Source organism: Deinococcus sp. AJ005 (assembly GCF_009017495.1).
In the GTDB taxonomy this organism is placed as follows: Bacteria; Deinococcota; Deinococci; order Deinococcales; family Deinococcaceae; genus Deinococcus.
In genome coordinates this window covers 1,895,914-1,919,873 of sequence record NZ_CP044990.1, presented here as the reverse complement: position 1 = coordinate 1,919,873, position 23,960 = coordinate 1,895,914, and the positions used below count along the sequence as shown (strand labels likewise).

Here is a 23,960-nt window from a genome sequence, read left to right as displayed (position 1 = left end):
TTCAAACGCTGGGTGATGTGGCCGTGACCAGCACCCACTCGCCGTCCTCGCGCACGGTGACACTGCCGAAGCCCTCGCGGTCCAGGGCGGCGCGCACAAGGTCCAGCTTGCCTATCAAAATGCCGGTCAGGATCAGGGGTGCGCCGGGGAGCAGGGCGGCGGCGTATTCGCCCGCCAGCAGATCGTGCAACTCGGCATAGAGGTTGGCCACCAGCACATCGAAGGTCTCGTCGGATTCGTCGCCCAGGCCCAGGCTACCCTCCGCGAAGGCCACACGGCCCGTCGGCACCCCGTTGATTTCTGCGTTCTCGATGGCGATGGGAATGGTCAATGGATCAATGTCCAGCCCCGTGGCGTGATCTGCGCCCAGCAACACCGCCGCAATAGCCAGCACGCCGCTGCCCGTGCCCACGTCCAGCACGCGCTTACCCGTCAAATCCAGAGCGGACAGCGCCTCCACCGCCATACGCGTCGTGGCATGGTGCCCGGTCCCGAAGGCCATGCCCGGCTCGATGATCAGCGCCGTCTGTCCAGCCTCAACCTCATCCCGCAGCCACGGCGGCACGATAGTCACGCGGCCTGCGCGCACCGGCTTCAGCGTGGCCTTGAAGTGGGCCTGCCAGTCCTGATCGGCCTCGTCTCGCCATTCGCCGTCCGCGATCTCGGCGTCTAAATCTGTGCGTGCATCGAAGTATGCGCGGATCAGCCCGGCGCGTTCTTCCAAACCCGTCGCGCCCGCCTCCCACAGCAAATCCAGGTGCGCCTCGCGCGTTTCAAAAGTTCCGGGCAGGTGGTAGACCAGCATGGGCAGGAGTCTAGCGGGCTGGGGCGCGGAGAATGCTACCGATACATTCCGCAGCATCTGCGCGTCAACTGTCGAACCAGAACACCATCCGCAGGTCGGCGGGGTTTTCAACGAGCGTTTGCAGTTCGCCCAGTCCTCTGTTGATAAAATTATTGTCTGACACGGCCTCGCGGTAGGTCAAAAAATTCTGTGAATGTAATCTGGATGGCTCGTTATCTCTCAAACTGAGGTGGATGAGAGACTGATCCCAGTCAAAGTCCAAAAGTTCTCGGAGCGACAGCCACGATGCGGTATGAATATCTGGGTAATGACGGGCTGCATTCCAGGCTGCCCGCACTGCCTCGCCTACGTCTTCCGGTACACCGCGTGGCGGGGCAATTGGCCGAATATCCAACCGATTCCGCACGCCCGCCAGCACTGAGAAAAGTTCGTAATCGCGCCCGAGAAAGAGCGGCAGATTCCAGTAAGCCTCTTCCTCTTCCGGCGTTGCCGTATCCCAGTCTATCGGGGGTAGCACCTGAATCCGCGTCCAGCCACCGTCCTGGCGAACTTCAAAATGTTCGTGTATATCGCAGCCCATAACGCTTGAAAGAATACGCGGCTCTCCCTCGCGCCAGACAGCGCCGTCTGCCCGCCTGAGCCTCCCCCCTATACTGCCGCGCATGGAACTTGCCATCGTCGGTGTCGGAAAACTGGGGCTGGCCCTGCTTGAAGGCGTGACCTCGCGCGGCGGAATCGCGCCCACGCAAATTGGCCTGATCGACGCCAACATGGCGCGTGTGAATGAGATCGCCGCGCGCACCGGGGCGCGGGTGATCGAACACGCGGACCTGCGGGACGCCCAGCGCATTCTGGTCAGCCTGCAACCGCGCGTCTTTCCCGAAACCAGCGAGTGGCTGGCGCAGGAGAACGCCGGGTACATCAGCACGATGGCGGGGGTCAGCGTGGCCAGTCTGGCGCGGCGGCTGGGCACGCAGCGGGTGGTGCGCGTGATGCCCAATCTGGCGGCCACCATCGGGCTGTCGCAGACCGCCATCACCGGGCCGCAGGAGGCCGCCGACGCGGGCGATCTGGCCTTCGCGCACCACCTGTTCGGGGCGGTGGGCGACGCCTACGATCTGCCCGAACACCTGTTCAACGCCTTTACGGGCATGAGTGCCTCTGGCCCCGCCTACGCCGCCGTGGTGGCCGAGGCGCTGGCCGACGGCGGTGTCCGCATGGGCCTGCCGCGCGTGCTGGCCAACGAACTGGCGGCCAAACTGCTGGTGGCCAGCGGCGAACTGCTGCAACGCCGCGCCCACCCCGGCATGCTCAAGGACGAGGTGGCCTCGCCCGGCGGCACCACCATTGCCGGACTGGCCGCCCTGGAAGCGGCGGGCGTGCGCGGCGGCCTGATGCAGGCGGTGATCGAGGCCACCCGCCGCAGCACCGAACTGGGACTGGATCAGGAATAGGACAGTGGAGGCGGACGGCTCGCTTCCGCCCGCGTCAGAACACCGTCAAGGTCCGCGCTCTAAGCTGATCCTCAGATGCCTGCCAGAGATCTCGCCTTCCGCCTTCTGCCCGCCGCGCTGCTGGGCACGCTGGCCTGGGCCGCCGCACAGGGCCGGGCTTATCCCGATTATTACCCCAGCAAGCCCGGCACCCACTGGACCTACAGCAACGGCGAGACGCAGGTGGTGGGGCCAGCCGTCACCTACCGGGGCGTGCGGGTGGTGCCGGTCAGCCATCAGTTCGGGGGCAAGACCTTCACCCAGGACCTGCTGGAATACCGCCCGGACGGCAGCGTGTGGCTGCGCGGCGTGAACGCGGGCGGGCGGCTGGGCTGGTACGCCGCGCCGCTCAATGTTTATCCGCCCGCGCCGCTGACGCCGGGCCAGCGCTGGTCCAGCGGCAAGGGCAGCCTGAAGTCCGTCAGCACCGTCACGGGGATAGCGGCCATCAACGGCGCGGGCCGCAAATACAACGCCTTCAGTATCCGCACCGAGACCAACGCGGGGGGGCAGATCAGCGCCCAGACCACGTATTTTGTGCCGGGCCTGGGCGTCGTGCGTTATGAGACGGCGGACGGCGTGCAGATCGACTTGGAGCGCTAGATTTCCTGCAACGGAAGCTTTGCCAGCCACTCTGGCACCTCGTCCGGCGGGTAGGTGTCGAAGACCAGACGGGTCAGCGAGACCAGCGGATAGCCTTCCAGCGGTCCTTCGGCGGCGCGGCGGTCCACGATGCAGGCAATCGCGGCGCATCTGCCTCCGGCTGCCTCGGCGGCGCGCACGGCTTTCAGCACACTGCCCCCGGTGGTCAGCACGTCTTCCACGGCAATAAACGGCTCGCCGGGCGCAACCGTGAACGCCTCCCGGATTTTCATGCCGCCTTTCCCGTCCTTCTCGGCAAAGATGGCGCGCACGTCCTCGCCGCCGTAATGCCGGGCCACCTCATAGGCCAGGACCACGCCACCCATTGCCGGGCCGATGATCAGTCCAGCCTGAACGCCCGCATCGGTCAGCTTTTCGGCCAGCGCGGCGGCGATCTGCTCGGTCAGGTGCGGGTATTGCAGCACGGTGGTGCTTTGCAGGAATTTGGGGCTGTGGCGGCCACTGGCAAGGAGAAAATGCCCCTCGTGGTAGGCCCCGGCCTGTCGGTACAGCGCGAGAACGTCCATGCGGGGAGTATCGCATTCCTGGCCGCGACGGCGCATCATGGCGTATGACCTCGCCCCCCTTTCCCGGCGCACTGGTGGTTCGCGTTCGGCGGCAGCTCCTGGGCTTCTCGCAGGAAGAGCTGGCGCGTGAGGCCGGGCTGTCGGTGGCGCTGCTGCAAAAGCTGGAGCTGGGCGAATACGATCCGCGCAGCCTGCATCAACTGGCCCGGCAGGTGCTGGAAAAGCGGCTGGACATCAGTTTGCTGTGAGCTGGAGAGACAGCAAAAAGCCGCCTGGGGGAATGTCCTCCAGTGCGGTTTCTCGATTTCAGGAATGGCCTGATGCCCTATCGTCCAAGACCGGATGCGCTCAGTTCAGCACGCCTGTCCCGAACTGGAAGTGTCCGTCCCTGTATTCCACGTTCAGCACGCTGTTGTCCGGCACGTGGCCCCCCAGGATCTCGCGGGCCAGCGGCGTTTCGATCTCGCGGGCGATGGCGCGCTTGAGGGGGCGTGCGCCAAAGGCCGGGTCATAACCGATCTGCGCCAGCTTGTCCTTGGCGGCGTCGTCCACATGCAGGGTCACGCGGCGCTCGGCCAGACGCTTCCGCAGCCCACCCAACTGGATGTCCACGATGCGGTGCAGATCAGCCTGCGTCAGTGCGTCGAACACGATGATGTCGTCCACGCGGTTCAGGAACTCCGGGCGGAACTGGGCCTGCAACTCGCCCAGCACGGCGTCACGGATCTCGCTGGCGTCGTCGCCGTTGGCCTGCATTTCCAGGATCAGGGGGCTGCCCACGTTGCTGGTCAGCACGATCAGCGTGTTGCGGAAGTCCACCGTGCGGCCCTGCCCGTCGGTCAGGCGGCCATCGTCCAGCACTTGCAGCAGCACGTTGAACACGTCCGGGTGCGCCTTCTCGATCTCGTCGAGCAGCAGCACGCTGTAGGGGCGGCGGCGCACGGCCTCGGTGAGCTGACCGCCCTCCTCGTAACCCACATAGCCGGGAGGCGCACCGATCAGGCGTGCCACCGTGTGCTTTTCCATGTACTCGGACATGTCCAGGCGCACCATCGCGTCCTGGCTGTCGAACAGGTATTCGGCCAGCGCCTTGGCCAGCTCGGTCTTGCCCACCCCCGTCGGCCCCAGGAACATGAAGCTGCCCAGCGGACGGTTCGGGTCGTTCAGACCCGCCCGCGCCCGGCGGATGGTGTCGGCCACGCTGGTAATGGCGCGGTCCTGACCGATCACGCGGTTGTGGAGCTGGTCTTCCAGATGCAGCAGCTTCTCGCGCTCGCCTTCCAGCAGTTTGGTCACCGGAATGCCCGTCCAGCGGCTGACCACGGCAGCGATGTCCTCCTCGGTCACTTCCATGTGGGCAAATTCCGCGCCCTTGAGCTTCTTTTCCAGATCCTGCACATCCTTTTCAAGCTGCGGCAGTTGGCCGTATTCCAGCTCGGCGGCGCGTTGCAGATCGTAGTCGCGCTTGGCCCGCTCGATGTCTGTGCGAACGGTGTCCAGCGTCTCGCGCTTTGCACGCAGAGCGGCCACCTCGCCGCGCTCGGCCTCCCAGCGCCCGCGCACTTCGGTCAACTCGTCGGTAATCGCCTTGAGGCTGTCCTCAATGTCCAGCAGACGGTTCTGCGAGTCCTGATCCTTCTCGCGCTTGAGGGCCTCGCGCTCGATTTCCAGTTGCAGCTTGCGGCGCGACAGTTGATCGATGCGCTCCGGGCTGCTTTCCAGCGCCATCCGCAGTCGGGCCGCCGCTTCGTCGATCAGATCAATCGCCTTGTCGGGCAACTGCCGGTCCGTGATGTAGCGCTCGCTGAGGGTGGCGGCGGCCACCAGTGCCGGGTCGGTGATTTCCACGTTGTGGTGGACCTGATAGCGCTCCTTGATGCCGCGCAGGATGCTGATGGTGTCTTCCACGCTCGGCTCGTTGACCATCACCGGCTGAAACCGGCGTTCCAGCGCCGAATCCTTCTCGATCTGGCGGTACTCGTCCAGCGTCGTCGCGCCGATCAGGTGCAGTTCGCCGCGTGCCAGCGCGGGCTTGAGCATGTTGCCAGCGTCCGGGCTGCCCTCGGTCTTGCCTGCACCGACAATCGTGTGCAGTTCGTCCACGAACAGGATGATCTCGCCCGCAGAGGCCACTACCTCGTCTATGACGCCTTTCAGCCGTTCCTCGAACTCGCCCCGGTACTTGGCCCCGGCCAGCAGGCTGCCCATTTCCAGGCTGACGATGCGCTTGTTCTTCAGGCCCTCCGGCACGTCGCCGCTGACCACGCGGATGGCCAGACCCTCGGCGATGGCGGTCTTGCCCACGCCCGGTTCGCCGATCAGCACCGGGTTGTTCTTGGTGCGTCTCAGCAGAATTTGCATGGCGCGGCGGATTTCCTCGTCGCGGCCAATCACGGGATCGAATTTGCCGTCGCGCGCGCGCTGGGTCAGATCGGTGCCGTATTTGCTCAGCGCGTCGAACTGGCTTTCACTGGATTTGTTGGTCACGGTTTTTCCTTTACGCGCCCCCGAAATGGCGCGGTTGAGTTCAGCTTCTTTGGGCAGCTCTTTCAGTTTTGACTCGCCACGCAGGGCCAGCAGTAGTGTGTCGGCGGCCACGAAACTATCTCCGAACTGCTCCGCGGTGGTGTCTGCTTTTGCAAACGCACGGTTCAGTGCCGGATCGAGGTAAAGCTGCTCGCTGCCGCCCTGCACGCGCGGCAGCTTGTTCAGCTCTGCGTCCAGCGCGGTGCGGAGGTGTTGAAGATTGCCCCCGGCGGCGGTGATGGTGCGGGCGGCGGTGTCGTTGTCAGTTAACGTTCGCAGCACATGGGCCACGGTCAAGGTCTGATGCCCACTCCCCTGTGCGAGTTGCTGGGCAGCGTTGATGGCGGTGGCACTCGCCTCGGTAAAGCGTTCTGGATTCAAGCGGAAACCTCCGGGGAATAGAAGTAGGACAGGACATTCAATCTGCCTCTATTCTGAAACTTGAGTGCGGTCATGTCAAGTTTATTGAGGGTTTAGCTTTGGCTGCCAGAGAACGTTCTGTGGGCGAAAAGGCTCCTGACCTTCGCACCGACGCAACGCCCACTCCAATTGTCCCGCCCCGGACGTGTTGAAATAGGGACCTGATGTCTGCCTCCTCTCCCTTTGATCCCCGGCAGGCCGAGGCCGGGCGCACGCCCACGCTGGCGGTCCTGGTCGGCATTTTCATGGTGTCGGTGACGCCCTTTGTGGCTGGGCTGGTGCAGGGGCAGACGGAAGGCTGGGGGCGCGATCTGCTGTATGCCGTGGCCACTGCCGCCCTGCTGTTCAATGTCTGGCGCGGCAGCGTGTGGGCGTGGCGTCTGACCGTGGGGATGTGCATGCTGGCGGGCCTGGTGATCTTTGTGGTGGGCATGCTGGCCGGGTCGGTGGCATGGCAGGGCTGGATCGTCAGCGGCGCGGGGCTGGTGTTCTTGCTGCTGGGCACGGCGCTGGTGGGCACCGCCGTCATCCGTGCGTTTCTGGATTCTCGCTGGGAGGCGCGGCAGCGCGCCATGAGGCTCAAGGCGTGACCGATACTGCCAGCCGCCGTTTTACTGTGCAGGGTACCAACAACGCCTTTACCTGCCAGCACTGCGGCGCAGAAGTTCTTCCGCTGACCAACGGCAGCGTCCGCAACCACTGCCCCGCGTGCCTGTACAGCCTGCATGTGGACGTGCTGCCCGGTGACCGCGCCAGCACCTGCCACGGCCTGCTGGTGCCGGTGGGCGCGGAGCAGAGCGGCAAGAAGGGCTGGATCATCGTTCACCAGTGCGCGAAGTGCGCCTTTATAGGCCGCAACCGCGCCGCGCTGGACGACACGCAGCAGCCCGACGACTGGGACGCCCTGATCGCGCTGACCATGCGCGAAAGGTAGGCGCAGGCCAGCTTTTCCCCGTCGTCTGTTCCTACTGCACCTGTCCACCCCGTATCCTGTTGGGCATGGCTCTCTGGCTTTTTTGCGGGTTCATCCTGCTCAGCGCGACATTTATCCTGATGCTCAGCATGGGACCGCTCAAGGGTGCGCCGAACGCGGGAGCGCTACGGACGGTGGCCCTGGTACAGTTCGCCGCCGCCGCCCTGCTGGCTGTAGCACGCGTCTCGGGCGCAGCATGAACGGCGTCAATCTGGTTGATCTGAACTTTCAGGACACCCCCGGCGTGATCGCTACATACATTCTGGACACCGGGGATGGGCTGGCGGTGGTGGATACCGGGCCTACCAGCACCCTGCCCGCGCTGAGTGCTGGGCTGGAGGCACTGGGCGCGAGTCTGGATGATGTGCGCCACCTGCTGTTGACGCACATTCACTTTGACCACGCCGGGGCCGCCGGAACGGTCCTCTCGCGGGTTCCGGAGGCCCGCGTGTACGTCCACGAGCGCGGCGCGAAGCATCTGGGCAGCCCGGAACGGCTGGTGGCCAGCGCCACCCAGATTTATGGCGACGCGATGGACCGTCTATGGGGCGAGATGCTGCCCATCCCCGCCGAGAAAATGACCGTGCTGGCGGGCGGCGAGACGTTCCAGATCGGGAACGTCAGTGTGGATGCCCTGTACACGCCCGGCCACGCGGTTCACCATCTGGCCTATCACGTCGGCCCCGATCTTTTTGTCGGGGATGTCGGCGGCGTGCGGCTGGACACCCACCAGACCGCGCGTGCGCCCACGCCGCCACCGGACATCAATCTGGAGGTCTGGCGGGACAGCGTCGCCACGTTGCGTCAGCGGGACGCCCAGACCCTGCATCTGGCCCATTTCGGCAGCTACGCCCACACGGCCGCCCACTGGGACGGTCTGCTGGAAAAGATGGAGCTGGACGCCGAACGAATCCACGCTGGAATGGAAGCGGGTCAGGAGTTTGAAGCCATTTCCAAGGCTTATACGAGAGTGCTGATGCAGGAGTTGCTGGCCGAGGGCGAGGACCTGCCCGCCCGCTACGACTTTGCCTGCCCGCCGTGGATGAGCGTGCAGGGGCTGATGCGCTACTGGCAGAAGAAGGCAGTGCGCCCGTCTTGAAGGTGCTTGTTATTGGTGGCGGTGGGCGCGAACACGCCATCGTCCATACCTGTGCGCGGCAGGGCCATACGGTGCTGTGTACACCGGGCAATCCCGGTATCGCAACGCTGGCCCGCATTCTGGACAGCCCTCAGGACGCTGATTCGCTGGCCGAACTAGCGGTCCGGGAGGCGGCGGATGTGGTGATCGTCGGTCCGGAGGGATATCTGGCGGCAGGAGTGGTGGATGCCTGTACGGCGCGCGGCGTTCCCGCTTTTGGCCCCACACGGGCGGCCAGCCGTCTGGAAGGCGACAAGGGCTGGAGCAAGGCGTTTATGCTCAGGCATGGGATTCCTACCGCCCAGCACGCCACTTTCTCTGATCTGGACGCGGCGTTGGCGTATATGGACAGTCAGTCCATGCCCACCGTCATCAAGGACGCGGCGTTGCGGGCAGGGAAGGGTGTGACGATTGCCCACTCTCAGGATGAGGCGGGGGCGGCTCTGAAGGAGATTTTCAGCGCCCCGGACGCCTGCGCGGTCATCGAGGACTTCATGACCGGGCAGGAAGTGTCGGTGCTGGCGCTGACCGATGGCGAACACTTTGCCCTGACCCCACCCAGTCAGGACCACAAGACCATTTACGCGGGCGACACGGGACCGATGACCGGCGGCATGGGCGTGATTTGCCCCTTTCCGCTCTCAGCCACTGATCTGGAGGTCATCGAGACGGGCGTTATCGCCCCCACCCTGGCCGGAATGCGCGCCGAGGGAATGCCCTTCCAGGGCGTGTTGTACGCCGGGCTGATGCTCACGCCGGACGGCCCGAAGGTGGTGGAATTCAACGCCCGCTTTGGTGACCCCGAGGCCGAAGCGGTGTTGCCCCTGCTGCAAAGTGACCTCGCGCAGCACTGTCTGGATGCGGCGCGCGGCGAGTTAGACCCAGAGAGCATAAGGTTCAGCGATGAATCTAGTGCGGTCATCATCCTCGCTGCTCCTGGCTATCCCGGCGATCCGGTGCGCGGTGTGCCGCTGGGTCTGCCGGATGGGGGAGACGGCGAGATCATCTTTCACGCCGGAACCCGCGAAGTCGGCGGCCAACTCCAGAGCAGCGGCGGGCGCGTACTGGCCGTCACCGCCGTCGCCCCGACATTGAATACGGCGCTGACACGGGCCTACGCGCTGGCAGACCGGGTGGACTTCGCGGGGGCGCAACTGCGGCGGGATATTGGCGGGCGCATTGGGGCGCGGGCGTTGGATGAGTAGGAAACGTGGGAAGCGGTGTGTGGCCTTTGGCCCTCAGACCCCTAGACGGCGAAGTCTCGCCCTCCTCTAACCCGCTGCCCGGCCAGTCGCTCTGCCCATGACATACTGCGCCCCGATGAAGAAGCGCATTCTGCTGCTGGCGGGCGGCCAGTCCGGGGAACACGAGGTCAGCCTGATGAGCGCCCGCAGCGTCCTGGCGGCCCTGCCACGCGATCAATTTGATGTGACCCCTGTGGCGATCAGCAAGCAGGGGCGCTGGCTGCCGCCCACCGATACCCGGCAGGCGTTGGAGAACGGCAGCGCGGAGTCTGGCGGCGATCTGGTGCTGCATCGTGTCGCCAGCGCCGAGGGCTATGACGCTGTCTTTCCGCTGTTGCATGGGCCGATGGGCGAGGACGGCACGGTGCAGGGCCTGCTGACGCTGGCGGGCATTCCGTTCGTGGGCAGCGGCGTGCTGGGTTCGGCAGTCAGCATGGACAAGGTGATGACCAAGCAGGTGCTGGCCTCGGCGGGGATTCCGCAGGTGGCGTGGCGCTTGGCCGTGCGCCGCGAATGGGGCAGCGACGCGGACGGCGTGCGGGCGCGGGCCGCCGAGCTGGGCTTTCCGCTGTTCGTCAAGCCCGCCAACCTGGGGTCTAGTGTGGGCATCAGCAAGGTGCATGGGGCCGATGACCTGGACGCCGCCCTGGACCTGGCCTTCAGCCTGGACCGCCGCGTGATTCTGGAGGCCATGACCGCCAGCAGACCGCGTGAGCTGGAGGTGGGCGTACTGGGCAACGATTCTCCCATTGCCAGCCCGGTGGGCGAGTTGCGCTTTGCCGCCGAGTTCTACGATTACGAGACCAAATACACTGAGGGCCGCGCCGAGGTCCACATTCCTGCCCCCATTCCCGACGAGGTGGCCGGGCGTGTAAGGGAGCTGGCGCTGACCGCCTTCCGTGCGCTGGACTGCGCCGGACTGGCCCGCGTGGACTTCTTTTACCTGGAAGAAAGCGGCGAACTGGTCCTGAACGAGGTCAACACCATGCCCGGCTTTACCCAGACCAGCATGTACCCCAAGCTGTTCGAGGCGGCGGGCCTGGGCTACAGCGAACTGGTCACGCGACTGGTGGAACTGGCACTGGAAGAACGTTAGATTCCGTCGCCCGCCCACTGCACCGAGCTTGATGGCGATCAGGGTGGGATAAATTGGCGCGCGTTTGCCCTGTACATCGGCAGTGGCCTGTGCCTCACCGTGCCCCATCTCCTGCGCTTGCGGGACCGGGAGCTGGTCTGGCTGAGACTGGGGTCAACCATACTGCTGGCTGTTGCCCTTGCATGGCGTGGCTATGCGGGGCAGCCAGAGTTTAACGTCGGACGGTGAGCCTGATCAAACGCGCTTGGTATGCCAGACGCGCCCCGAAGCTGCTGTCGGGACATTCATACCTAATTAATCCGACTGGTTTACTTAGGATTGGCAGTATGAGAAACGCACTTACCGCCACCATCGCCCTGCTGCTCACTGGGACTACCCTGGCCCAGTCCGCCGCGTCCATCACGCTGTATTCCGGGCGTGGCAAGACCTTCGTGGAACCCATCGTGCAGCAGTTCGAGAAGCAGACCGGCATCAAGGTCAACGTGCGCTACGGCAACGACGCGCAACTGGTGGCCGCCCTGCGGGAAGAGGGCAGCCGCAGCCCCGCCGACGTGTTCTGGGGCAACTCGGTGGGCGCGCTGGGCGAACTGGCGTCCGAGGGCAAATTCGTCAAGCTGGGCACTTCATTGACGCGCAACGTCTCGCCGGACTACCTGCCCGCAGATCGCGCGTGGCTGCCCACCACCGTCCGGTTTCGCACACTGGCCTACAACACCGACAAGATCAAGCCCGAGCAGCTTCCGGCCAGCGTGCTGGACCTGCCCAAGATGACGGCGCTCAAGGGCCGCATCGGCTGGACCGTTTCCTACCCCAGCTTCCAGGATTTCCTGGCGGGCATGATCGCCCAGCACGGCGAGGCCACCACCAAGCAGTGGCTGGAAGGCATGAAGGCGCTGCAACCCAAAGATTACAAGACCAGCAACGTGGGCATGCTGGAAGCCATGCGCTCCGGCGAGATCGACGTGGGCCTGACCAACCATTATTACATCCAGCGCGTCAACCGCCTGAATTACCCCATCGACACCTACTTCTTCAAGAACGGCGATATCGGCAACCTGGGCAATGCCACGGGCGCGGGCCTCCTGAAGACGGGGAAGAATACCGCCGCTGCCACCCGCTTCCTGAGCTATCTGGTGAGCAAGGACGCGCAGACCTTCTTCCTGAGCGTCAACTTTGAATACCCCGTCATCGGCAACATCCTGCAACCCACCACCATGCGCCCCTTTGAAGAGGTGAGCAAGCGCGGCCCCAAGATTGACCCCGCCGCCCTGCCCAAGAACATCGAGAAGGCGCAGAAGCTGCTGCGGGACGCTGGCCTGCTGTAATACGGACTCCGATTGAAAGGTGCTGAAAACACCTGGAAATCCGAGCGGAGCGAGAAGGAGAAAAACGGGTTCCGGACGTGGAGTGCAGGAATCGGCGCTGTCCCGATTTCTGCGCGAAACAGACGGAATCCGTATAACCCCCGGCTTCCGATTCGACCCCGTTCCAGTTCTCGCTGGCGCGGGGCTTTTTTATGCTCCACTGCGGTATGGGAATCCTGGGGTTGCTGCTGGGTGCGGGCGTGTCGGTGGCCGTCTTGCTGATGATGACTGCTCTGCCGCTGACCCCGGCGCGGGGCGTGGCGGTGCTGGCGTTCGTGGCGCTGCTCGTCGTGCTGGGCAGCATTCTGTTTTCTGGTGGCAGTCTGGAGCGCAGTTTCGGCGTGGTGTATCTGGTCATGGGTCTGCTGGCCGGGGCGGTGCTGGCCCTGCCCCGGTTACTTCGTTATGCGAGTCTGGAACCGGTCTGGGTCAGTCTGGGGCTGGGAGTGGCCGCCGTCCTGCTGCTGATCGCCGTTGGTACAGGGGTAGACGCGCTGCTGGGGATGATATTGCCCCCGCCCGATCCGCAGACCGGAATTTCAGTCAAGGCCCAGATCTCGCAGGGCCTGAGCAACGGCATCCTGATCGCCGCTCCAGTGGTGCTGGTGGTGCTGTCGTGGTTGGCGTGGCGGCAACGGGTGACGTGACTTTCTTCAGTTGGACAGCAGCACGCCCTGTGATTTCGAGCAAGCCCATCTGAATAGCCCCCTTTCCTCTCATGGGACAATCCCGACTAATCCGATCTGTTAAAGTCATTTGGCTGGCCCAAGTGCCGCTTTACCTATGACCCGAAGACTGCCCCCATTCCTGTTGTTGCCCGCCCTGCTGACCGTGCTGGGCGTGCTGGTGCCGCTGTCATATCTGGTGTTGCGCGCCCTGGGGGCCGAGCCGGGCGAGTTGCGCGAGATCGTGTTCCGCACGCGCAATCTGGTGCTGGCGGGCAACACGCTGCTGCTGGGCGCGTCGGTGCTGCTGACCACCACGCTGGTGGCGCTGCCGCTGGCCTTTTTAGCGGCGCGGACCGATCTGCGCCCCCGTCGATTGCTCACGCTGCTGGGCGTGCTGCCATTGGCGATTCCAGGGTACGTGGGGGCCTACGCCTTCATCGCGGCGGGCGGTGCGGGCGGGGCTATCGACACGCTGACCGGGCTGCGCCTGCCGGGGCCGAGTGGCTTCTGGGGCGCATTGCTGGTGCTGACGCTGTTCACCTTTCCGTATCTGTTCCTGAACCTGCACGCCGCGCTGCGGACGCAGGACCCCGCGCTGGAGGACGCCGCCCGATTGCTGGGCCGCACCCGCTGGCAAACGTTCTGGCAGGTCACGGTGCCGCACCTGCGCCCGGCATGGCTGTCGGGGGGGCTGTTGATCGGCCTGCACACCCTGGGCGATTTCAGCGTGGTGAGCCTGATGCGCTACCCCACCTTCAGCGCGGCCATCTATCAGCAATACACGGCGGCATATGACCGGGTGTATTCGGCGTGGCTGGCACTGCTGCTGCTGCTGCTGACCGGGGCGGCGCTGTGGCTGGAGGCCCGCTTCATGCGCGGCGTGTTTCTTTCGCGGGTGTCGCCTGCCACTGCCCGAAAACCCGGTACCGTCAAACTGGGCCGATTGCGCCCGCTGGCATGGGTATTCGTGGCCGTGCTGGCGGTCATGACGCTGGTGCTGCCGCTGGGCACGATGCTGTACTGGCTGGGTCTGGAGAACAGCCCGTTCGCGTGGCCCAGCCTGCTGGATGCGCTGAGGTCCGCACTGGGGGCAGCGGCGCTGGCGGCCCTGACCACCACTGCTCTGGCCCTGCCGCTGGCCGTGATCGGCAGCCGATTCAGCGGGCGCTGGCCGCGCATCATCGAGCGGGCCGCCTACCTGGGCTACGCCACTCCACCGCTGGCCTTCGCTCTGGCATTGATTTTCTTCGTGCTGCGGGCCGCGCCGCCGCTGTATCAGACTCTACCCCTGCTGATCATCGCCTACACGCTGCATTTTGTGGCCGAGGCCATCGGCCCCATTCGCAGCGGGCTGGTGCGGGCCACGCCCCGGCTGGAGGAAGCCGCCCGCGTGCTGGGCGTGTCCCGGGGCGGTGCCTTGCGGCGGGTCACGCTGCCGCTGCTGGGGCCGGGGCTGCTCGTCAGCGCGGCTTTCGTGTTTCTGAGCGTCCTCAAGGAATTGCCGCTGACGCTGCTGCTGTCGCCCATCGGCTTCGAGACGCTGGCCCGCAACGTCTGGTCCTACACCGAGGAAGCGCAGTACGCCAGCGCCGCACCCTATGCGCTGGCTCTGGCAGCGGTGGGAGCCGTGCTGACCGGGCTGATTCTGCGGCGGGAACGGGAATGAGGAGGTCTGAATGACGGTTATGGACAGGCAAACGCCGGAGTCAGGTGGGGCTGACACTCAACCCTCCGTCCCGCCCGCGCTGGAACTCAGGGGACTGGTCAAGTATTTCCACCCGCAGGGCCGCGCCTCCGCTGGCCTGCCCCCGGTGGTGGACCGTCTGGATTTGCAGGTTGCTCCAGGAGAACTCCTCACCCTGCTGGGGCCGAGTGGCTGCGGCAAGACCACCACCCTGCGCCTGATCGCCGGGCTGGAGGAGCCGGACGGCGGCGCGGTGTGGATCGACGGGCGCAACATGACCGCCCCGCCGCAACCGCCCGAACGCCGGGGCGTGGGCCTGGTCTTTCAGGATTACGCGCTGTTTCCGCACCTGAGCGTGCTGGGCAACGTGCTGTTCGGCCTGAACCGCCTGCCGCGTGCCGAGCGGCTGCCCCGCGCCCGCGAAACGCTGTCGCTGGTGGGCCTGACCGTCTTCGAGTCGCGGATGCCGCATCAGCTTTCGGGCGGGCAACAGCAGCGCGTCGCCCTGGCCCGCGCGCTGGCCCCGCGCCCCCGGCTGCTGCTGCTGGACGAGCCATTTTCCAACCTGGACGCGCAACTGCGCCACTCCACCCGCCAGGAGGTGCGCGCCATCCTGCGCCGCAGCGGCGTGGCAGCTATCCTGGTCACGCACGATCAGGAGGAAGCGCTGGCCTTCAGTGACCGCATTGCCCTGATGCGCGCCGGGCAGCTTGAGCAGATCGGCACCCCGCAGGAGGTCTACGCGCGCCCGCGCACAGCGTTCGTGGCTTCTTTCCTGGGCCGCAGCAACCTGCTGTCTGGCACCGTACAGGCAGGAGTGGCCTGCACCGTGCTGGGCAACATTGCACTGGAGGGCGAGGCAGTCCCCGATGGCCCGGCAATGGTCAGTGTGCGCCCCGAGCATCTGGCCTTCACCACTGACGGGTCTGGCACCGAGGCTGTCGTGCTGGCCCGCGAGTTCAGGGGCCACGCCGTGACCTACACCCTGGCGCTGGGGCAGCAGGAGGTGCAGCTTCACGACACGGGTCAGGCGCTGCACGCCGAGGGTCAGCAGGTGCGCGTCTGCGCGGTGCGGGCCGGGCGTGTGGTGCGCTGAGGATCAGTTTTCTCCGGTCCCCCTCTGCCTAAAGATCGCGTCAGCCCCTGCTGTGCGCGCGCGGCCTACAATGCGGCTCGAATCACAGCATGGAAGGGGCCGCAGCAGCGCTGGCCCGGCACCCAAGGAGAGACGACTATGGACTGGAAAAATCTTCCCAGCGGCGGCGGCGGCATCGAGGACCGGCGGGGTGGGGGCGGCGTGCCTGGCGGCGGGATTGCCATCGGCGGCATTGGCGGGCTGATCATTGCTCTGGTGGCCATGTTCTTCGGCATCGATCCTGGCGCGATTCTGGGCGGTGGGGACGGCGGCCAGACCCAGACGCAGACTCAATCGCAGGCCCAGGCCCAGGCCCAGAGCCAGAGCAGTGCGGCCACCGACGAGAGCTATCAATTCATGGACCGCATCATGACCAGCACCAATCAGGTCTGGGGCGGCATCTTCAAGCAGGCCGGGCGCACCTACACCCCGGCGCGGCTGGTGCTGTACACGCGCGGCACGCAGGGTGGCTGTGGCGTGGCCAGCAGCGCTTCGGGGCCGTTCTACTGCCCGCTGGACAACAAGGTCTACATCGACACCAATTTCTTTGCCACCATGCAGCGCCAACTGGGCGGCGGCGGCGACTTCGCGTATTCCTACGTCGTGGCGCATGAAGTCGGCCACCACGTCCAGAACGAGCTGGGCATCGCCGATCAGGTGGAGCGCGAGCAGCGCAGCGCCCGCAGCGAGGCCCAGGCCAATCAGGCCAGCGTGCGTCTGGAACTCCAGGCCGACTGCTTCGCAGGCGTGTGGGGCAACCGTGTGAAAGATCAGGCCAAGATCACGCAGGCCGACGTGCAGAACGCCATCAACACCGCGCAGGCCATCGGTGACGACAACCTGCAACGCCAGGGGGCGGGGCGCGTGGTCCCCGACTCCTTCACGCACGGCAGCAGCCAGCAGCGCATCAAGTGGTTTACCACCGGCTTCCAGACCGGCGATCCCAACAAGTGCGACACCTTTAACCAGAATTACAACCAGTTGTAGGCGGCAACAGGACGAGGCGGGCGCGGAGTTGCGAGACTCGCGCCCGCGCTTTTTTCTGGGAAAGTGAATTGTCTTGCCCCGCCGCCCGCCCCAATACGCTTTCCTGAGGGGGATGTCAGCGCAATTGCCAACGCAGTGGACCATTTCCGGCGTCCCCGTGACCGTTAAGCGCAGTGCCCGGCGGCGGACGGTGGCCCTGCAAGTCCGGCCCGGCGTGGTCACGGTTTATGCGCCCCAGCGGGTGCCATTGCATCAGCTTCAGGACATTCTGATCCGGCGGCGGGACTGGGTGGAACATCATCTGGCGCAGTACGCGGCTCGCCCGGTCTCGGTGCAGGTATTCACGGACGGCGCAGCTCTGCCTTTTCTGGGCGAAACGCTGACGCTGCGGCTCGATCTGGTCCACAAAAAGACTGTGCGTGAGAGCCATAGCCTCCTCTTGCCATTGGAGGAATCAGAACGGGCGCTGGAGGTTTGGACGCGGGCCGCTTGCCTGACTCCCTACACCGCTCTGGTCATGGAATACGCGGAGTTGCTGGGCGCGGGCGACCGACTGGGCACGGTGCGGGTCAGCAATACCATCACACGCTGGGGCAGTTGCAGCAGCCGGGGCGATATCCGCCTGCACTGGAAGCTGTCCCGCGCCCCGTTGGAGGTGCTGCATTACGTCGCCCTGCACGAGGCCGCGCATCTGCTGGAGATGAACCATTCGCCGCATTATTGGGCGCATGTGGCCCGCGTCATGCCGGGGTGGCAGACGCATCGGCGGTGGCTTAAGGAGAACGGCCAGACGCTCTGATTTGGCTCGACGTTAAATCGTAAGGCCTGTGTATGTCCCCTTCATCACCGCCATTCGCACCCCGCTAGGCTGACGGTCATCAAAGGAGATTCATATGCCCTATATCACTGTCGGCCAGGAGAACAACCAGCCCATCCAGCTTTATTTTGAGGACCACGGCACGGGCCAGCCCGTCGTGCTGATTCACGGCTATCCCCTCAACGGTCACTCCTGGGAGCGGCAGGAGACGGCGCTACTCGCGGCGGGCTACCGCGTCATCACCTATGACCGCCGGGGCTTCGGCCAGTCCAGCCAGCCATCTGCGGGCTACGACTACGATACCTTCACCGCCGATCTCAATACCCTGCTTGAATATCTGGATCTGAAAAACGTGGTACTGGCGGGCTTCTCGATGGGAACCGGGGAGGTCACGCGTTACCTGGGCAAGTACGGCTCGGCGCGCGTTGCCAAAGCGGTGCTGATCGGTTCCATTCCGCCCTTCCTGCTCAAGACCGACGACAACCCCGAAGGTGTGGACCGCAGTGTCTTCACCGGGATCGAGGACGCCATCCGCACGGACCGTTTCGCGTACCTGACGGACTTCTTCAAGAACTTCTACAACACCGACGTGCTGGGTGGCAGCCGCATCAGTGACGAGGCGGTGCGCGCCAGTTGGAACGTTGCGGCCCGCGCCTCGGCCACGGCCACGCTGGAATGTGTGGCGACATGGCTCGAAGACTTCCGCCCGGACGTGGCGAAGATTGACGTGCCCACCCTGATCATTCACGGCGACGCGGACCGCGTGCTGCCTATCGACTCCACGGGCGCACGCCTGCCCGAACTGATCAAGGACAGCGAATACGTGATCATCAAAGGCGGCCCGCACAACGTCCTCTGGACTTTCCCGGACGAGGTGAATGCAGCGCTTCTGGACTTCCTGAAGAAGTAGTCGGCGCAAAAGAGGAGCCATCCCGGAATGTGGGGTGGCTCCTCTTTTTGCCGCTTGCTCTACATCGCGGGCATGGGCATGGGGCTGGGCAGCCCCGGCGTGTCTGGATTGTCGGTGGGACTGGGAACAGGCATTCCAGGCAAGTCGGGATTCACAGGTGGATCAATGATGGGGCCTGTTCCGTTCTCGCCGGGCATGCGCTCTGGCATGGGGGCGGGGGTGTCGGTGGGTTCAGTCGCCGGGGCGGGCGGACGGTCATAGGGTCCAGTCATGGGATACCTCCAGGTTTGGGATACGCCCGATTCTGCCGGTTCATCCCGTGCAGCAGGGCAGATAGAGGTAAAGGCATCTTCACGCCTCCGCGCCGCTGGTTACAGTCGGGTCTGCGGCGGCTGGGTCAGACTGGATCATGTCGAAACCCAACTCCCGTTTTCTGCTGGCCTGGAGCGTCGCGGCGCTGCTGGCCTCCGCGCAGGCCGCGCCCGCCGTCACTTTCCAGCCGTTCGTGAGTGGTCTGAAACAGGTAACCGCCCTGACGCACGCTGGGGATGGCTCAGGCCGCCTGTACGCCGCGCAGCAGGACGGACGCGTGCGCCTGATAGAGAACGGCAAGGTCCGGGACAGCCTCTTTCTGGACCTTCAGAAGCTGACGCGGGCGGGCGGGGAGCGCGGCCTGATCGGGCTGGCCTTTGACCCCGAATACAAGACCAACCGCCGCCTGTACGTGCATTACAGCGATTTGAATGGCGACACCTTGCTGGCCCGTTACACCGCCACCCCTGATTTCAGCCGCGCTGAGGCAGGCAGCGCCAAAACCCTGTTCACCGCCAAGCAGCCCTACAGCAACCACAACGGCGGGCAGATCGCCTTTGGTCCCGACGGCTTTCTGTATATGGGCCTGGGCGACGGCGGCAGCGGCGGCGATCCACAGAACAACGCGCAGAATCTGGGCAGTCCGCTGGGCAAGCTGCTGCGTTTTGACGTGTCGGGTGACGTTGCCAAACCCGCCGCTGGAAACCCGTTCGCGGGCCGTGCGGGAGCCAATCCCAACATCTGGGCGTATGGCCTCCGTAACCCCTGGCGCTTCAGCTTTGACCGGGACGGCGGCGGTCTGGTGATTGCGGACGTGGGCCAGAACAGCTTCGAGGAAGTGGACTTTCAGCCTGCCAGCAGCAAGGGTGGCGAGAACTACGGCTGGCGCGTGCGTGAGGGGCAGGTGTGCTACGAGAAAGGTTGCGCTGATAAGGGCTTCGTGGGTCCGGTGCTTGTCTACGGGCGCACTGAGGGCCAGAGCATCACGGGCGGCTACGTCTACCGGGGCAGGGCTATTCCCACGCTGAAGGGGCAGTACGTGTTTGCCGACTTCGCCACGGGCACGGTCTGGGCCGCGCCCACCGGGGGCAAGAGCTGGGATAAGGCAGCGCTGGGCAAGGTCAGCAACCCCAGCACCTTCGGCGAGGACGAGGCAGGCGAGGTCTATGTGGCCGAATACGGAAGCGGGCGGATTCTGAAACTGGCCGGGAAATAAAGGAGCAGGGGAGACGCGCTGGTTATTTCGTGTCTCCCTCCCGGTACTCCACCACTAGCGGCAAATGATCGCTTTCCTCTGCTGGTAGCACTGTGGCGCGTGTTGGGGTCAATCCACGCGCCATCTGGTGGTCAATTCGCACGCGCAGGGCAGGGAAGGTCCAGCCAGGACCGCGTCCGGCCTGGGCAAAAGCGTCCGGGCCGACTGCCTGTTTCAACTGACGGTAGATCAATCCGCGCGGTGGGGTGTTCAGATCGCCGCCCAGCACCAGACGGCCAGAGGTTCTGGAAGCCATCTGCTCAAGCACCTGCGCCTGTGATGTGCGGCGGTCACGGGCAACTTGCAGGTACACCATGTCCCCGGCCAGTGCGTCCATCACCTGCACTGTTCCCAGGTGGGCGTTCACCACGCTCAGCGGCTGCCCGCGCCATTGCAAGCGCGTCAGCAGCACTTCACGCTGGTTTCCGGGCAGGTCCACCGTCTCCGACGAGAGGACGGGCAGGCGCGTCAGGGTCATGACCTCCACCGCAGAGCGCACTGTGTAGCCGGGCAACGCGTCAGCTAGCGCTTCCCGGTATCCAGGAGGTTGGAAGTTGGATTCCTGCAACATGATGATGTCGGCGTCGGCATTTTTCAGGACGGCGGCCATGCGCTGGGGGGTGGATTTATAGCCGCTGTTGACGTTGTAGTCCAGCACCCGCAGTTCTCCATTCTGTTGGGGCGTCCAGTGCAGAAAGCCTGCGCCCCACGCGGCCAGCAGCGCCCCAACCAGCGTCACCGCGAAACCGCGCTTCCTCAGCGCTGTCCACGGCAGCACGAATGGCGCAGGCAGCAGCCACAGCACGGCGGGCGCGTAGGCCAGCAGCAGCGTGGGCAGCGTCCTTTCCCCGACGAACTCGCCCAGCCCCCAGATCAATACGACGAGCAGGAGATAAAACCAGGCGAGGCGCGAACGGAACATCGGGACAGAGCCTGACACAAATGGAGCAGGGGGGCGTCAGTCCAAAGTCTTGAGGGCAAAAAAAGGAGGCGGGAGCAAACGCCCACGCCTCCCTGTTGCGGATGCCCTAACGGTACTGAGCAGCCACTTCCTTCGCCTCTTCGCGCTGGGCCATTTCCTGGCGCTGCACCTGCCCAATCGCGTCGGCCAGTGCTTCCTTGAGTTCAGGAATGCCGGTATTTTTCAGCGCACTGACCGGGACGCCGTCCATGCGGTCTATCGCACGCGCCAGGAGGTCCGGCTCGGCGGCGTCGGCCTTGTTCAGCGCCACCACCGTGGGCATCTCCAGGAAGCCTAGGTCTTCCAGAATGCGGTTGACAGAACTCAGGCGGGTGTCTGCGCCGGGGCTGGCGGCATCCACCACATGCAGCAGCACGTCGGCGTCCCCGATTTCTTCCAGCGTTGCCCGGAAGGCGCGGGTCAGGTCCTTGGGCAGATCGCGGATAAAGCCCACGGTGTCGGTGAAGATCACCGGGCCGATGCCTTCAATAAAGCCCTGACGGCTGGTGGGCCGCAGCGTGGCAAACAGCTTGTTGGCGGCCAGCACGCGCCTGGGGGCATCCGTGGCGTGCGTGAAGGAGTTTAGCAGCGTACTCTTGCCCGCGTTGGTGTAGCCCACGATGGACACCACCGGAATATCGTTGCGCTCCCGGCTCTTGCGCCGTTCCTCGCGGCGCAGCGAGCCGCCCTCCAGTTGCTTTTCCAGAAAGCTGAGGCGGTCATTGATGCGGCGGCGGTCCAGCTCCAGCTTGGTTTCACCGGGGCCACGCGTGCCAATCGCGCCCGCCCCCGCGCTGCCCCCGCCCCCGCCGATGCGCGAGAGTTTGGCACCTGCGCCCAGCAGCCGGGGCTTCATGTAGCGCAGTTGTGCCAGCTCTACCTGAAGGCGCGATTCCATGCCCTGCGCGTGCAGCGCGAAGATGTCCAGAATCAGTTGCGTGCGGTCAATGACCTTGAGGCCTGTCGCCGCCTCAATCTCGCGGGCTTGCGCCGCGCCCAGCTCCTGCCCGAAGATCAGCAGATCGGCGTCCAGGTGATAAGCCTTGCTGGTCAGTTCCTCCAGCTTGCCCGCGCCCACCAGCGTTCCGGCCTTGAGGTTGCGGCGGAAGATCAGTTCCTTGTAGACCACCTCAGCCCCGGCGGTGCGGGCCAGTTCTACCAGTTCGTCCAGCCGCTCCTCGGCGTCAAATTCGCCCTGATCCACCTGCACCAGCAGCGCCCGTTCATGGTCTTTCTTGGACTCGCGGGTGCGCGCGGCACGGGCAATTTCTTCCTCCAGCGCCGAGACCTGTGCGCCCAGGTCAAAATCATCAATCTGGAAAATCGGTACGGGCGGCAGGATGCGCCAGTCCTCTTCCTCGCCCACCGTGCCAGGGGGGGTCAGGTGCGCGGTGTACACGGGGCCGGGTTGACCCTCGTTCTTTGCGTCAATGGCCGAAACTGCGTCCAGTCGGCTCAGGAACAGCGCAGAGAGGTCTCCCTTGCTCAGAGGTCCACCTTTCGGGTGTGCGTGCAGCAAGTGGTAGCCCGCCAGCCGGTTCTCACCCGCACGGATGGAGGGAAGTTCGGCAGCTTTGGCGTCGGCCACGGACACGCTCAAGATGCGTCCACGGCGGTCAATCAGCACGCTGACCTCGCGGCGAATCTCGTGGGCCAGTTCGGCCAGCGTGCGGGCCAGTTCAGGGGAACCCACGCGGCCCGGTTCCACGCGGCGGCGGTACAGGTTGCCCAGTGATTTCAGTTGTGCGGGGCGCAGGCCAGAAACATTTCCAAGAACTTTATCTATGTGAAGTCACATCCTTTTTTAAGGTTGTAGAGGTGGGCGCTGGATTTTGGAAACAGCCCAGCACCGGATAGCTCAGCGTCGCCAGGCCCGAACAAGGTTCGCGCGGCGGGTGGCGGCAGGGTTCTGTCATTGCCCTCAGAATAGCGTCTGGGCGCTTTTGCAATGGTGTGCAATGCCTTCAGATGGCTATGGATTCGGGGGCGGCAGAACCCGCGCAGGTTTCAGATCTTGATCATCGTGGACGCAGGATAGGGGAGAGGCCAGGGCGGGCGCATCGGCATGGTGGCCTACCGTGCGTCCACTAAAACTTCCCGCACCGTGTACCAGCTCCGCTCCATGATTTCCGGGTTGGTGTGCTGGTAGTAAGGCAGCGCCAGCAAGGCTTTTGCCAGCGCTCTGGCCCGTCCGCGTTCCCAGGTGGCGTCATCGGGTTGCAAAACCTCGCGGTAGATGCGGCGGCCCTTCGTACCCAGGGCGTTCCAGGCGGGCATCAGGTCAATTGCTGGGTCACCGAGTTCCAGCGACGCGAAATCCAGTACGGCGGTCAGGCGTTCGCCGTCCCACAGGAGGTTATTGCTGTGCAAGTCGCCGTGAACCCAGATCGGCGCGTCTGTCCATCCCGGAAGCTGTATGGCGTCGTCCCAGACGGCGGTAATCTGCATCCGCGTTGCGGTGTCCAGCAATTCTGCCGAATCCTCAATGTTGGCGCGAACATGCGGATCAAGTTGCCGAAGATCGGTGGATGGACTTTCTGCGCGCGGCGCGTCTGTGTGATCGCACTTCCGTAGCGCCAGCACGAAGTCGGCCAGTTGCCCGGCCAGCTCAGGCCGTGCTGCCATCTCAGATAGGGAAAGCATCTCGCCCGGTAGCCAGCGGTAAATGCCCCAGGTATACGGATAATCCTCGCCCGGTTGGCCCAGCGCCAACGGCTGGGGTACGCGCAGTGGCAAGTGCGGTGCGAGTCGGGGCAGCCATTGCAGTTCCTTCTCAATCTGCCCAACAGCCCAGCCAATGCGCGGCAGCCGCACCATCAAATCGTCACCCGGGCGGTACAGCGCATTGTCTGTGCCGAAGGACTGCACGCCCTGCACAGGCAATCCGGCCCACTGCGGAAACTGCGCGGCCAGCAGATTCTCCACCAGTGCTGCATCAGTGTGGATTTCGTCGGCGTGCATCTTGAGGTCAGGCGACATTGGGTCGAGGGTAACGCCGCGCCG

At 64.9% G+C, this 23,960-nt stretch carries 25 protein-coding genes; 17 read left to right on the top strand and 8 right to left on the bottom strand.

Features of this window, described 5'->3' with window-relative positions:
* Position 1: 1 nt before the first annotated feature.
* Positions 2 to 805: a 50S ribosomal protein L11 methyltransferase gene (locus tag DAAJ005_RS11140; protein ID WP_151847166.1), complete on the bottom strand. Its 804-nt coding sequence runs from the start codon at positions 803 to 805 to the stop codon at positions 2 to 4.
* A 64-nt stretch (positions 806 to 869) separates the two neighbouring features.
* Positions 870 to 1,385 (bottom strand): hypothetical protein, encoded by a 516-nt coding sequence (locus DAAJ005_RS11135; RefSeq protein WP_151847165.1) that lies wholly within the window; start codon positions 1,383 to 1,385, stop codon positions 870 to 872.
* A gap of 82 nt (positions 1,386 to 1,467) precedes the next feature.
* Here DAAJ005_RS11135 and proC point away from each other — a divergent pair, with 82 nt between their 5' ends.
* Together proC and DAAJ005_RS11125 are read left to right on the top strand one after the other, a co-directional pair.
* Positions 1,468 to 2,259: a pyrroline-5-carboxylate reductase gene (proC, locus tag DAAJ005_RS11130; RefSeq protein ID WP_151847164.1), complete on the top strand. Its 792-nt coding sequence runs from the start codon at positions 1,468 to 1,470 to the stop codon at positions 2,257 to 2,259.
* Between the two features lie 75 nt (positions 2,260 to 2,334).
* Complete coding sequence (locus DAAJ005_RS11125; protein ID WP_151847163.1) at positions 2,335 to 2,901, top strand: hypothetical protein; 567 nt, start codon at positions 2,335 to 2,337, stop codon at positions 2,899 to 2,901.
* Here DAAJ005_RS11125 and pyrE read toward each other — a convergent pair.
* Positions 2,898 to 3,467, bottom strand: a complete 570-nt coding sequence (gene pyrE, locus DAAJ005_RS11120; protein WP_151847162.1) for an orotate phosphoribosyltransferase — start codon at positions 3,465 to 3,467, stop codon at positions 2,898 to 2,900. The genes DAAJ005_RS11125 and pyrE overlap by 4 nt on opposite strands.
* Positions 3,468 to 3,511: 44 nt before the next feature.
* Here pyrE and DAAJ005_RS11115 point away from each other — a divergent pair, with 44 nt between their 5' ends.
* Complete coding sequence (locus DAAJ005_RS11115; RefSeq protein WP_151847161.1) at positions 3,512 to 3,715, top strand: helix-turn-helix domain-containing protein; 204 nt, start codon at positions 3,512 to 3,514, stop codon at positions 3,713 to 3,715.
* Positions 3,716 to 3,815: 100 nt separating this feature from the next.
* On the opposite strand, the gene clpB is transcribed toward DAAJ005_RS11115, so the two are convergent.
* Positions 3,816 to 6,374 carry an ATP-dependent chaperone ClpB gene (clpB, locus tag DAAJ005_RS11110; protein ID WP_151847160.1) on the bottom strand — a complete coding sequence of 853 codons (2,559 nt, stop codon included), beginning with the start codon at positions 6,372 to 6,374 and terminating at the stop codon, positions 3,816 to 3,818.
* 203 nt (positions 6,375 to 6,577) lie between these two features.
* On the opposite strand from clpB, the gene DAAJ005_RS11105 reads away from it, so the two are divergent.
* The 13 genes from DAAJ005_RS11105 (at position 6,578) to DAAJ005_RS11050 (ending at position 18,429) form a co-directional block, all read left to right on the top strand.
* A complete protein-coding gene (locus DAAJ005_RS11105) occupies positions 6,578 to 7,003 on the top strand; it encodes a hypothetical protein (protein WP_151847159.1) in 426 nt (141 codons plus the stop codon).
* Positions 7,000 to 7,347 carry an RNHCP domain-containing protein gene (locus DAAJ005_RS11100; protein WP_151847158.1) on the top strand — a complete coding sequence of 116 codons (348 nt, stop codon included), beginning with the start codon at positions 7,000 to 7,002 and terminating at the stop codon, positions 7,345 to 7,347. The genes DAAJ005_RS11105 and DAAJ005_RS11100 overlap by 4 nt, the downstream gene beginning before the upstream one ends.
* A 65-nt stretch (positions 7,348 to 7,412) precedes the next feature.
* Positions 7,413 to 7,586 (top strand): hypothetical protein, encoded by a 174-nt coding sequence (locus DAAJ005_RS18950; RefSeq protein WP_175607329.1) that lies wholly within the window; start codon positions 7,413 to 7,415, stop codon positions 7,584 to 7,586.
* Positions 7,583 to 8,485 carry an MBL fold metallo-hydrolase gene (locus DAAJ005_RS11095; protein WP_151847157.1) on the top strand — a complete coding sequence of 301 codons (903 nt, stop codon included), beginning with the start codon at positions 7,583 to 7,585 and terminating at the stop codon, positions 8,483 to 8,485. Before DAAJ005_RS18950 ends, DAAJ005_RS11095 begins: the two co-directional genes overlap by 4 nt.
* Positions 8,482 to 9,729 carry a phosphoribosylamine--glycine ligase gene (purD, locus tag DAAJ005_RS11090; RefSeq protein ID WP_151847156.1) on the top strand — a complete coding sequence of 416 codons (1,248 nt, stop codon included), beginning with the start codon at positions 8,482 to 8,484 and terminating at the stop codon, positions 9,727 to 9,729. The genes DAAJ005_RS11095 and purD overlap by 4 nt, the downstream gene beginning before the upstream one ends.
* Before the next feature lie 115 nt (positions 9,730 to 9,844).
* On the top strand, positions 9,845 to 10,864 hold the full coding sequence (locus tag DAAJ005_RS11085) for a D-alanine--D-alanine ligase family protein (RefSeq protein ID WP_151847155.1): 1,020 nt from the start codon (positions 9,845 to 9,847) through the stop codon (positions 10,862 to 10,864).
* A gap of 326 nt (positions 10,865 to 11,190) precedes the next feature.
* Positions 11,191 to 12,189: an iron ABC transporter substrate-binding protein gene (locus DAAJ005_RS11080; RefSeq protein WP_151847154.1), complete on the top strand. Its 999-nt coding sequence runs from the start codon at positions 11,191 to 11,193 to the stop codon at positions 12,187 to 12,189.
* A 206-nt stretch (positions 12,190 to 12,395) separates the two neighbouring features.
* On the top strand, positions 12,396 to 12,875 hold the full coding sequence (locus tag DAAJ005_RS11075) for a hypothetical protein (protein WP_151847153.1): 480 nt from the start codon (positions 12,396 to 12,398) through the stop codon (positions 12,873 to 12,875).
* Positions 12,876 to 13,011: 136 nt separating this feature from the next.
* Positions 13,012 to 14,562, top strand: a complete 1,551-nt coding sequence (locus DAAJ005_RS11070) for an iron ABC transporter permease (RefSeq protein ID WP_151847152.1) — start codon at positions 13,012 to 13,014, stop codon at positions 14,560 to 14,562.
* 19 nt (positions 14,563 to 14,581) lie between these two features.
* Positions 14,582 to 15,676, top strand: a complete 1,095-nt coding sequence (locus DAAJ005_RS11065) for an ABC transporter ATP-binding protein (RefSeq protein ID WP_151848519.1) — start codon at positions 14,582 to 14,584, stop codon at positions 15,674 to 15,676.
* A gap of 138 nt (positions 15,677 to 15,814) precedes the next feature.
* Positions 15,815 to 16,702, top strand: a complete 888-nt coding sequence (locus tag DAAJ005_RS11060) for a neutral zinc metallopeptidase (protein ID WP_151847151.1) — start codon at positions 15,815 to 15,817, stop codon at positions 16,700 to 16,702.
* Between the two features lie 112 nt (positions 16,703 to 16,814).
* A complete protein-coding gene (locus tag DAAJ005_RS11055; protein WP_151847150.1) occupies positions 16,815 to 17,501 on the top strand; it encodes a M48 family metallopeptidase in 687 nt (228 codons plus the stop codon).
* A 94-nt stretch (positions 17,502 to 17,595) separates the two neighbouring features.
* A complete protein-coding gene (locus DAAJ005_RS11050) occupies positions 17,596 to 18,429 on the top strand; it encodes an alpha/beta fold hydrolase (protein ID WP_151847149.1) in 834 nt (277 codons plus the stop codon).
* A 59-nt stretch (positions 18,430 to 18,488) separates the two neighbouring features.
* On the opposite strand, the gene DAAJ005_RS11045 is transcribed toward DAAJ005_RS11050, so the two are convergent.
* On the bottom strand, positions 18,489 to 18,701 hold the full coding sequence (locus tag DAAJ005_RS11045) for a hypothetical protein (protein WP_029480880.1): 213 nt from the start codon (positions 18,699 to 18,701) through the stop codon (positions 18,489 to 18,491).
* A gap of 137 nt (positions 18,702 to 18,838) precedes the next feature.
* Between DAAJ005_RS11045 and DAAJ005_RS11040 the strand changes: the two genes are divergently transcribed.
* Entirely contained in the window at positions 18,839 to 19,957 is a 1,119-nt protein-coding gene (locus tag DAAJ005_RS11040) for a sorbosone dehydrogenase family protein (protein WP_151847148.1), read from the top strand.
* Positions 19,958 to 19,979: 22 nt separating this feature from the next.
* Here DAAJ005_RS11040 and DAAJ005_RS11035 read toward each other — a convergent pair whose 3' ends face one another.
* The 3 genes from DAAJ005_RS11035 to DAAJ005_RS11025 all read right to left on the bottom strand — a co-directional run bounded on the left by DAAJ005_RS11035 (position 19,980) and on the right by DAAJ005_RS11025 (position 23,936).
* Entirely contained in the window at positions 19,980 to 20,918 is a 939-nt protein-coding gene (locus DAAJ005_RS11035) for an endonuclease/exonuclease/phosphatase family protein (RefSeq protein ID WP_151847147.1), read from the bottom strand.
* A 106-nt stretch (positions 20,919 to 21,024) separates the two neighbouring features.
* Positions 21,025 to 22,743 (bottom strand): GTPase HflX, encoded by a 1,719-nt coding sequence (hflX, locus tag DAAJ005_RS11030; RefSeq protein WP_192930942.1) that lies wholly within the window; start codon positions 22,741 to 22,743, stop codon positions 21,025 to 21,027.
* A gap of 287 nt (positions 22,744 to 23,030) precedes the next feature.
* A complete protein-coding gene (locus DAAJ005_RS11025; RefSeq protein ID WP_151847146.1) occupies positions 23,031 to 23,936 on the bottom strand; it encodes an aminoglycoside phosphotransferase family protein in 906 nt (301 codons plus the stop codon).
* Positions 23,937 to 23,960: the final 24 nt, after the last annotated feature.

Bases quoted from the DNA above. Each gene is read 5' to 3' on its own strand.
- DAAJ005_RS11140 (WP_151847166.1), bottom strand. From the start codon at position 805: ATGCTGGTCTACCACCTGCCCGGAACTTTTGAAACGCGCGAGGCGCAC.
- DAAJ005_RS11135 (WP_151847165.1), bottom strand. From the start codon at position 1,385: ATGGGCTGCGATATACACGAACATTTTGAAGTTCGCCAGGACGGTGGC.
- proC (WP_151847164.1), top strand. From the start codon at position 1,468: ATGGAACTTGCCATCGTCGGTGTCGGAAAACTGGGGCTGGCCCTGCTT.
- DAAJ005_RS11125 (WP_151847163.1), top strand. From the start codon at position 2,335: ATGCCTGCCAGAGATCTCGCCTTCCGCCTTCTGCCCGCCGCGCTGCTG.
- pyrE (WP_151847162.1), bottom strand. From the start codon at position 3,467: ATGGACGTTCTCGCGCTGTACCGACAGGCCGGGGCCTACCACGAGGGG.
- DAAJ005_RS11115 (WP_151847161.1), top strand. From the start codon at position 3,512: ATGACCTCGCCCCCCTTTCCCGGCGCACTGGTGGTTCGCGTTCGGCGG.
- DAAJ005_RS11105 (WP_151847159.1), top strand. From the start codon at position 6,578: ATGTCTGCCTCCTCTCCCTTTGATCCCCGGCAGGCCGAGGCCGGGCGC.
- DAAJ005_RS18950 (WP_175607329.1), top strand. From the start codon at position 7,413: ATGGCTCTCTGGCTTTTTTGCGGGTTCATCCTGCTCAGCGCGACATTT.
- DAAJ005_RS11095 (WP_151847157.1), top strand. From the start codon at position 7,583: ATGAACGGCGTCAATCTGGTTGATCTGAACTTTCAGGACACCCCCGGC.
- DAAJ005_RS11085 (WP_151847155.1), top strand. From the start codon at position 9,845: ATGAAGAAGCGCATTCTGCTGCTGGCGGGCGGCCAGTCCGGGGAACAC.
- DAAJ005_RS11080 (WP_151847154.1), top strand. From the start codon at position 11,191: ATGAGAAACGCACTTACCGCCACCATCGCCCTGCTGCTCACTGGGACT.
- DAAJ005_RS11075 (WP_151847153.1), top strand. From the start codon at position 12,396: ATGGGAATCCTGGGGTTGCTGCTGGGTGCGGGCGTGTCGGTGGCCGTC.
- DAAJ005_RS11070 (WP_151847152.1), top strand. From the start codon at position 13,012: ATGACCCGAAGACTGCCCCCATTCCTGTTGTTGCCCGCCCTGCTGACC.
- DAAJ005_RS11065 (WP_151848519.1), top strand. From the start codon at position 14,582: ATGGACAGGCAAACGCCGGAGTCAGGTGGGGCTGACACTCAACCCTCC.
- DAAJ005_RS11060 (WP_151847151.1), top strand. From the start codon at position 15,815: ATGGACTGGAAAAATCTTCCCAGCGGCGGCGGCGGCATCGAGGACCGG.
- DAAJ005_RS11055 (WP_151847150.1), top strand. From the start codon at position 16,815: ATGTCAGCGCAATTGCCAACGCAGTGGACCATTTCCGGCGTCCCCGTG.
- DAAJ005_RS11050 (WP_151847149.1), top strand. From the start codon at position 17,596: ATGCCCTATATCACTGTCGGCCAGGAGAACAACCAGCCCATCCAGCTT.
- DAAJ005_RS11045 (WP_029480880.1), bottom strand. From the start codon at position 18,701: ATGACTGGACCCTATGACCGTCCGCCCGCCCCGGCGACTGAACCCACC.
- DAAJ005_RS11040 (WP_151847148.1), top strand. From the start codon at position 18,839: ATGTCGAAACCCAACTCCCGTTTTCTGCTGGCCTGGAGCGTCGCGGCG.
- DAAJ005_RS11035 (WP_151847147.1), bottom strand. From the start codon at position 20,918: ATGTTCCGTTCGCGCCTCGCCTGGTTTTATCTCCTGCTCGTCGTATTG.
- DAAJ005_RS11025 (WP_151847146.1), bottom strand. From the start codon at position 23,936: ATGTCGCCTGACCTCAAGATGCACGCCGACGAAATCCACACTGATGCA.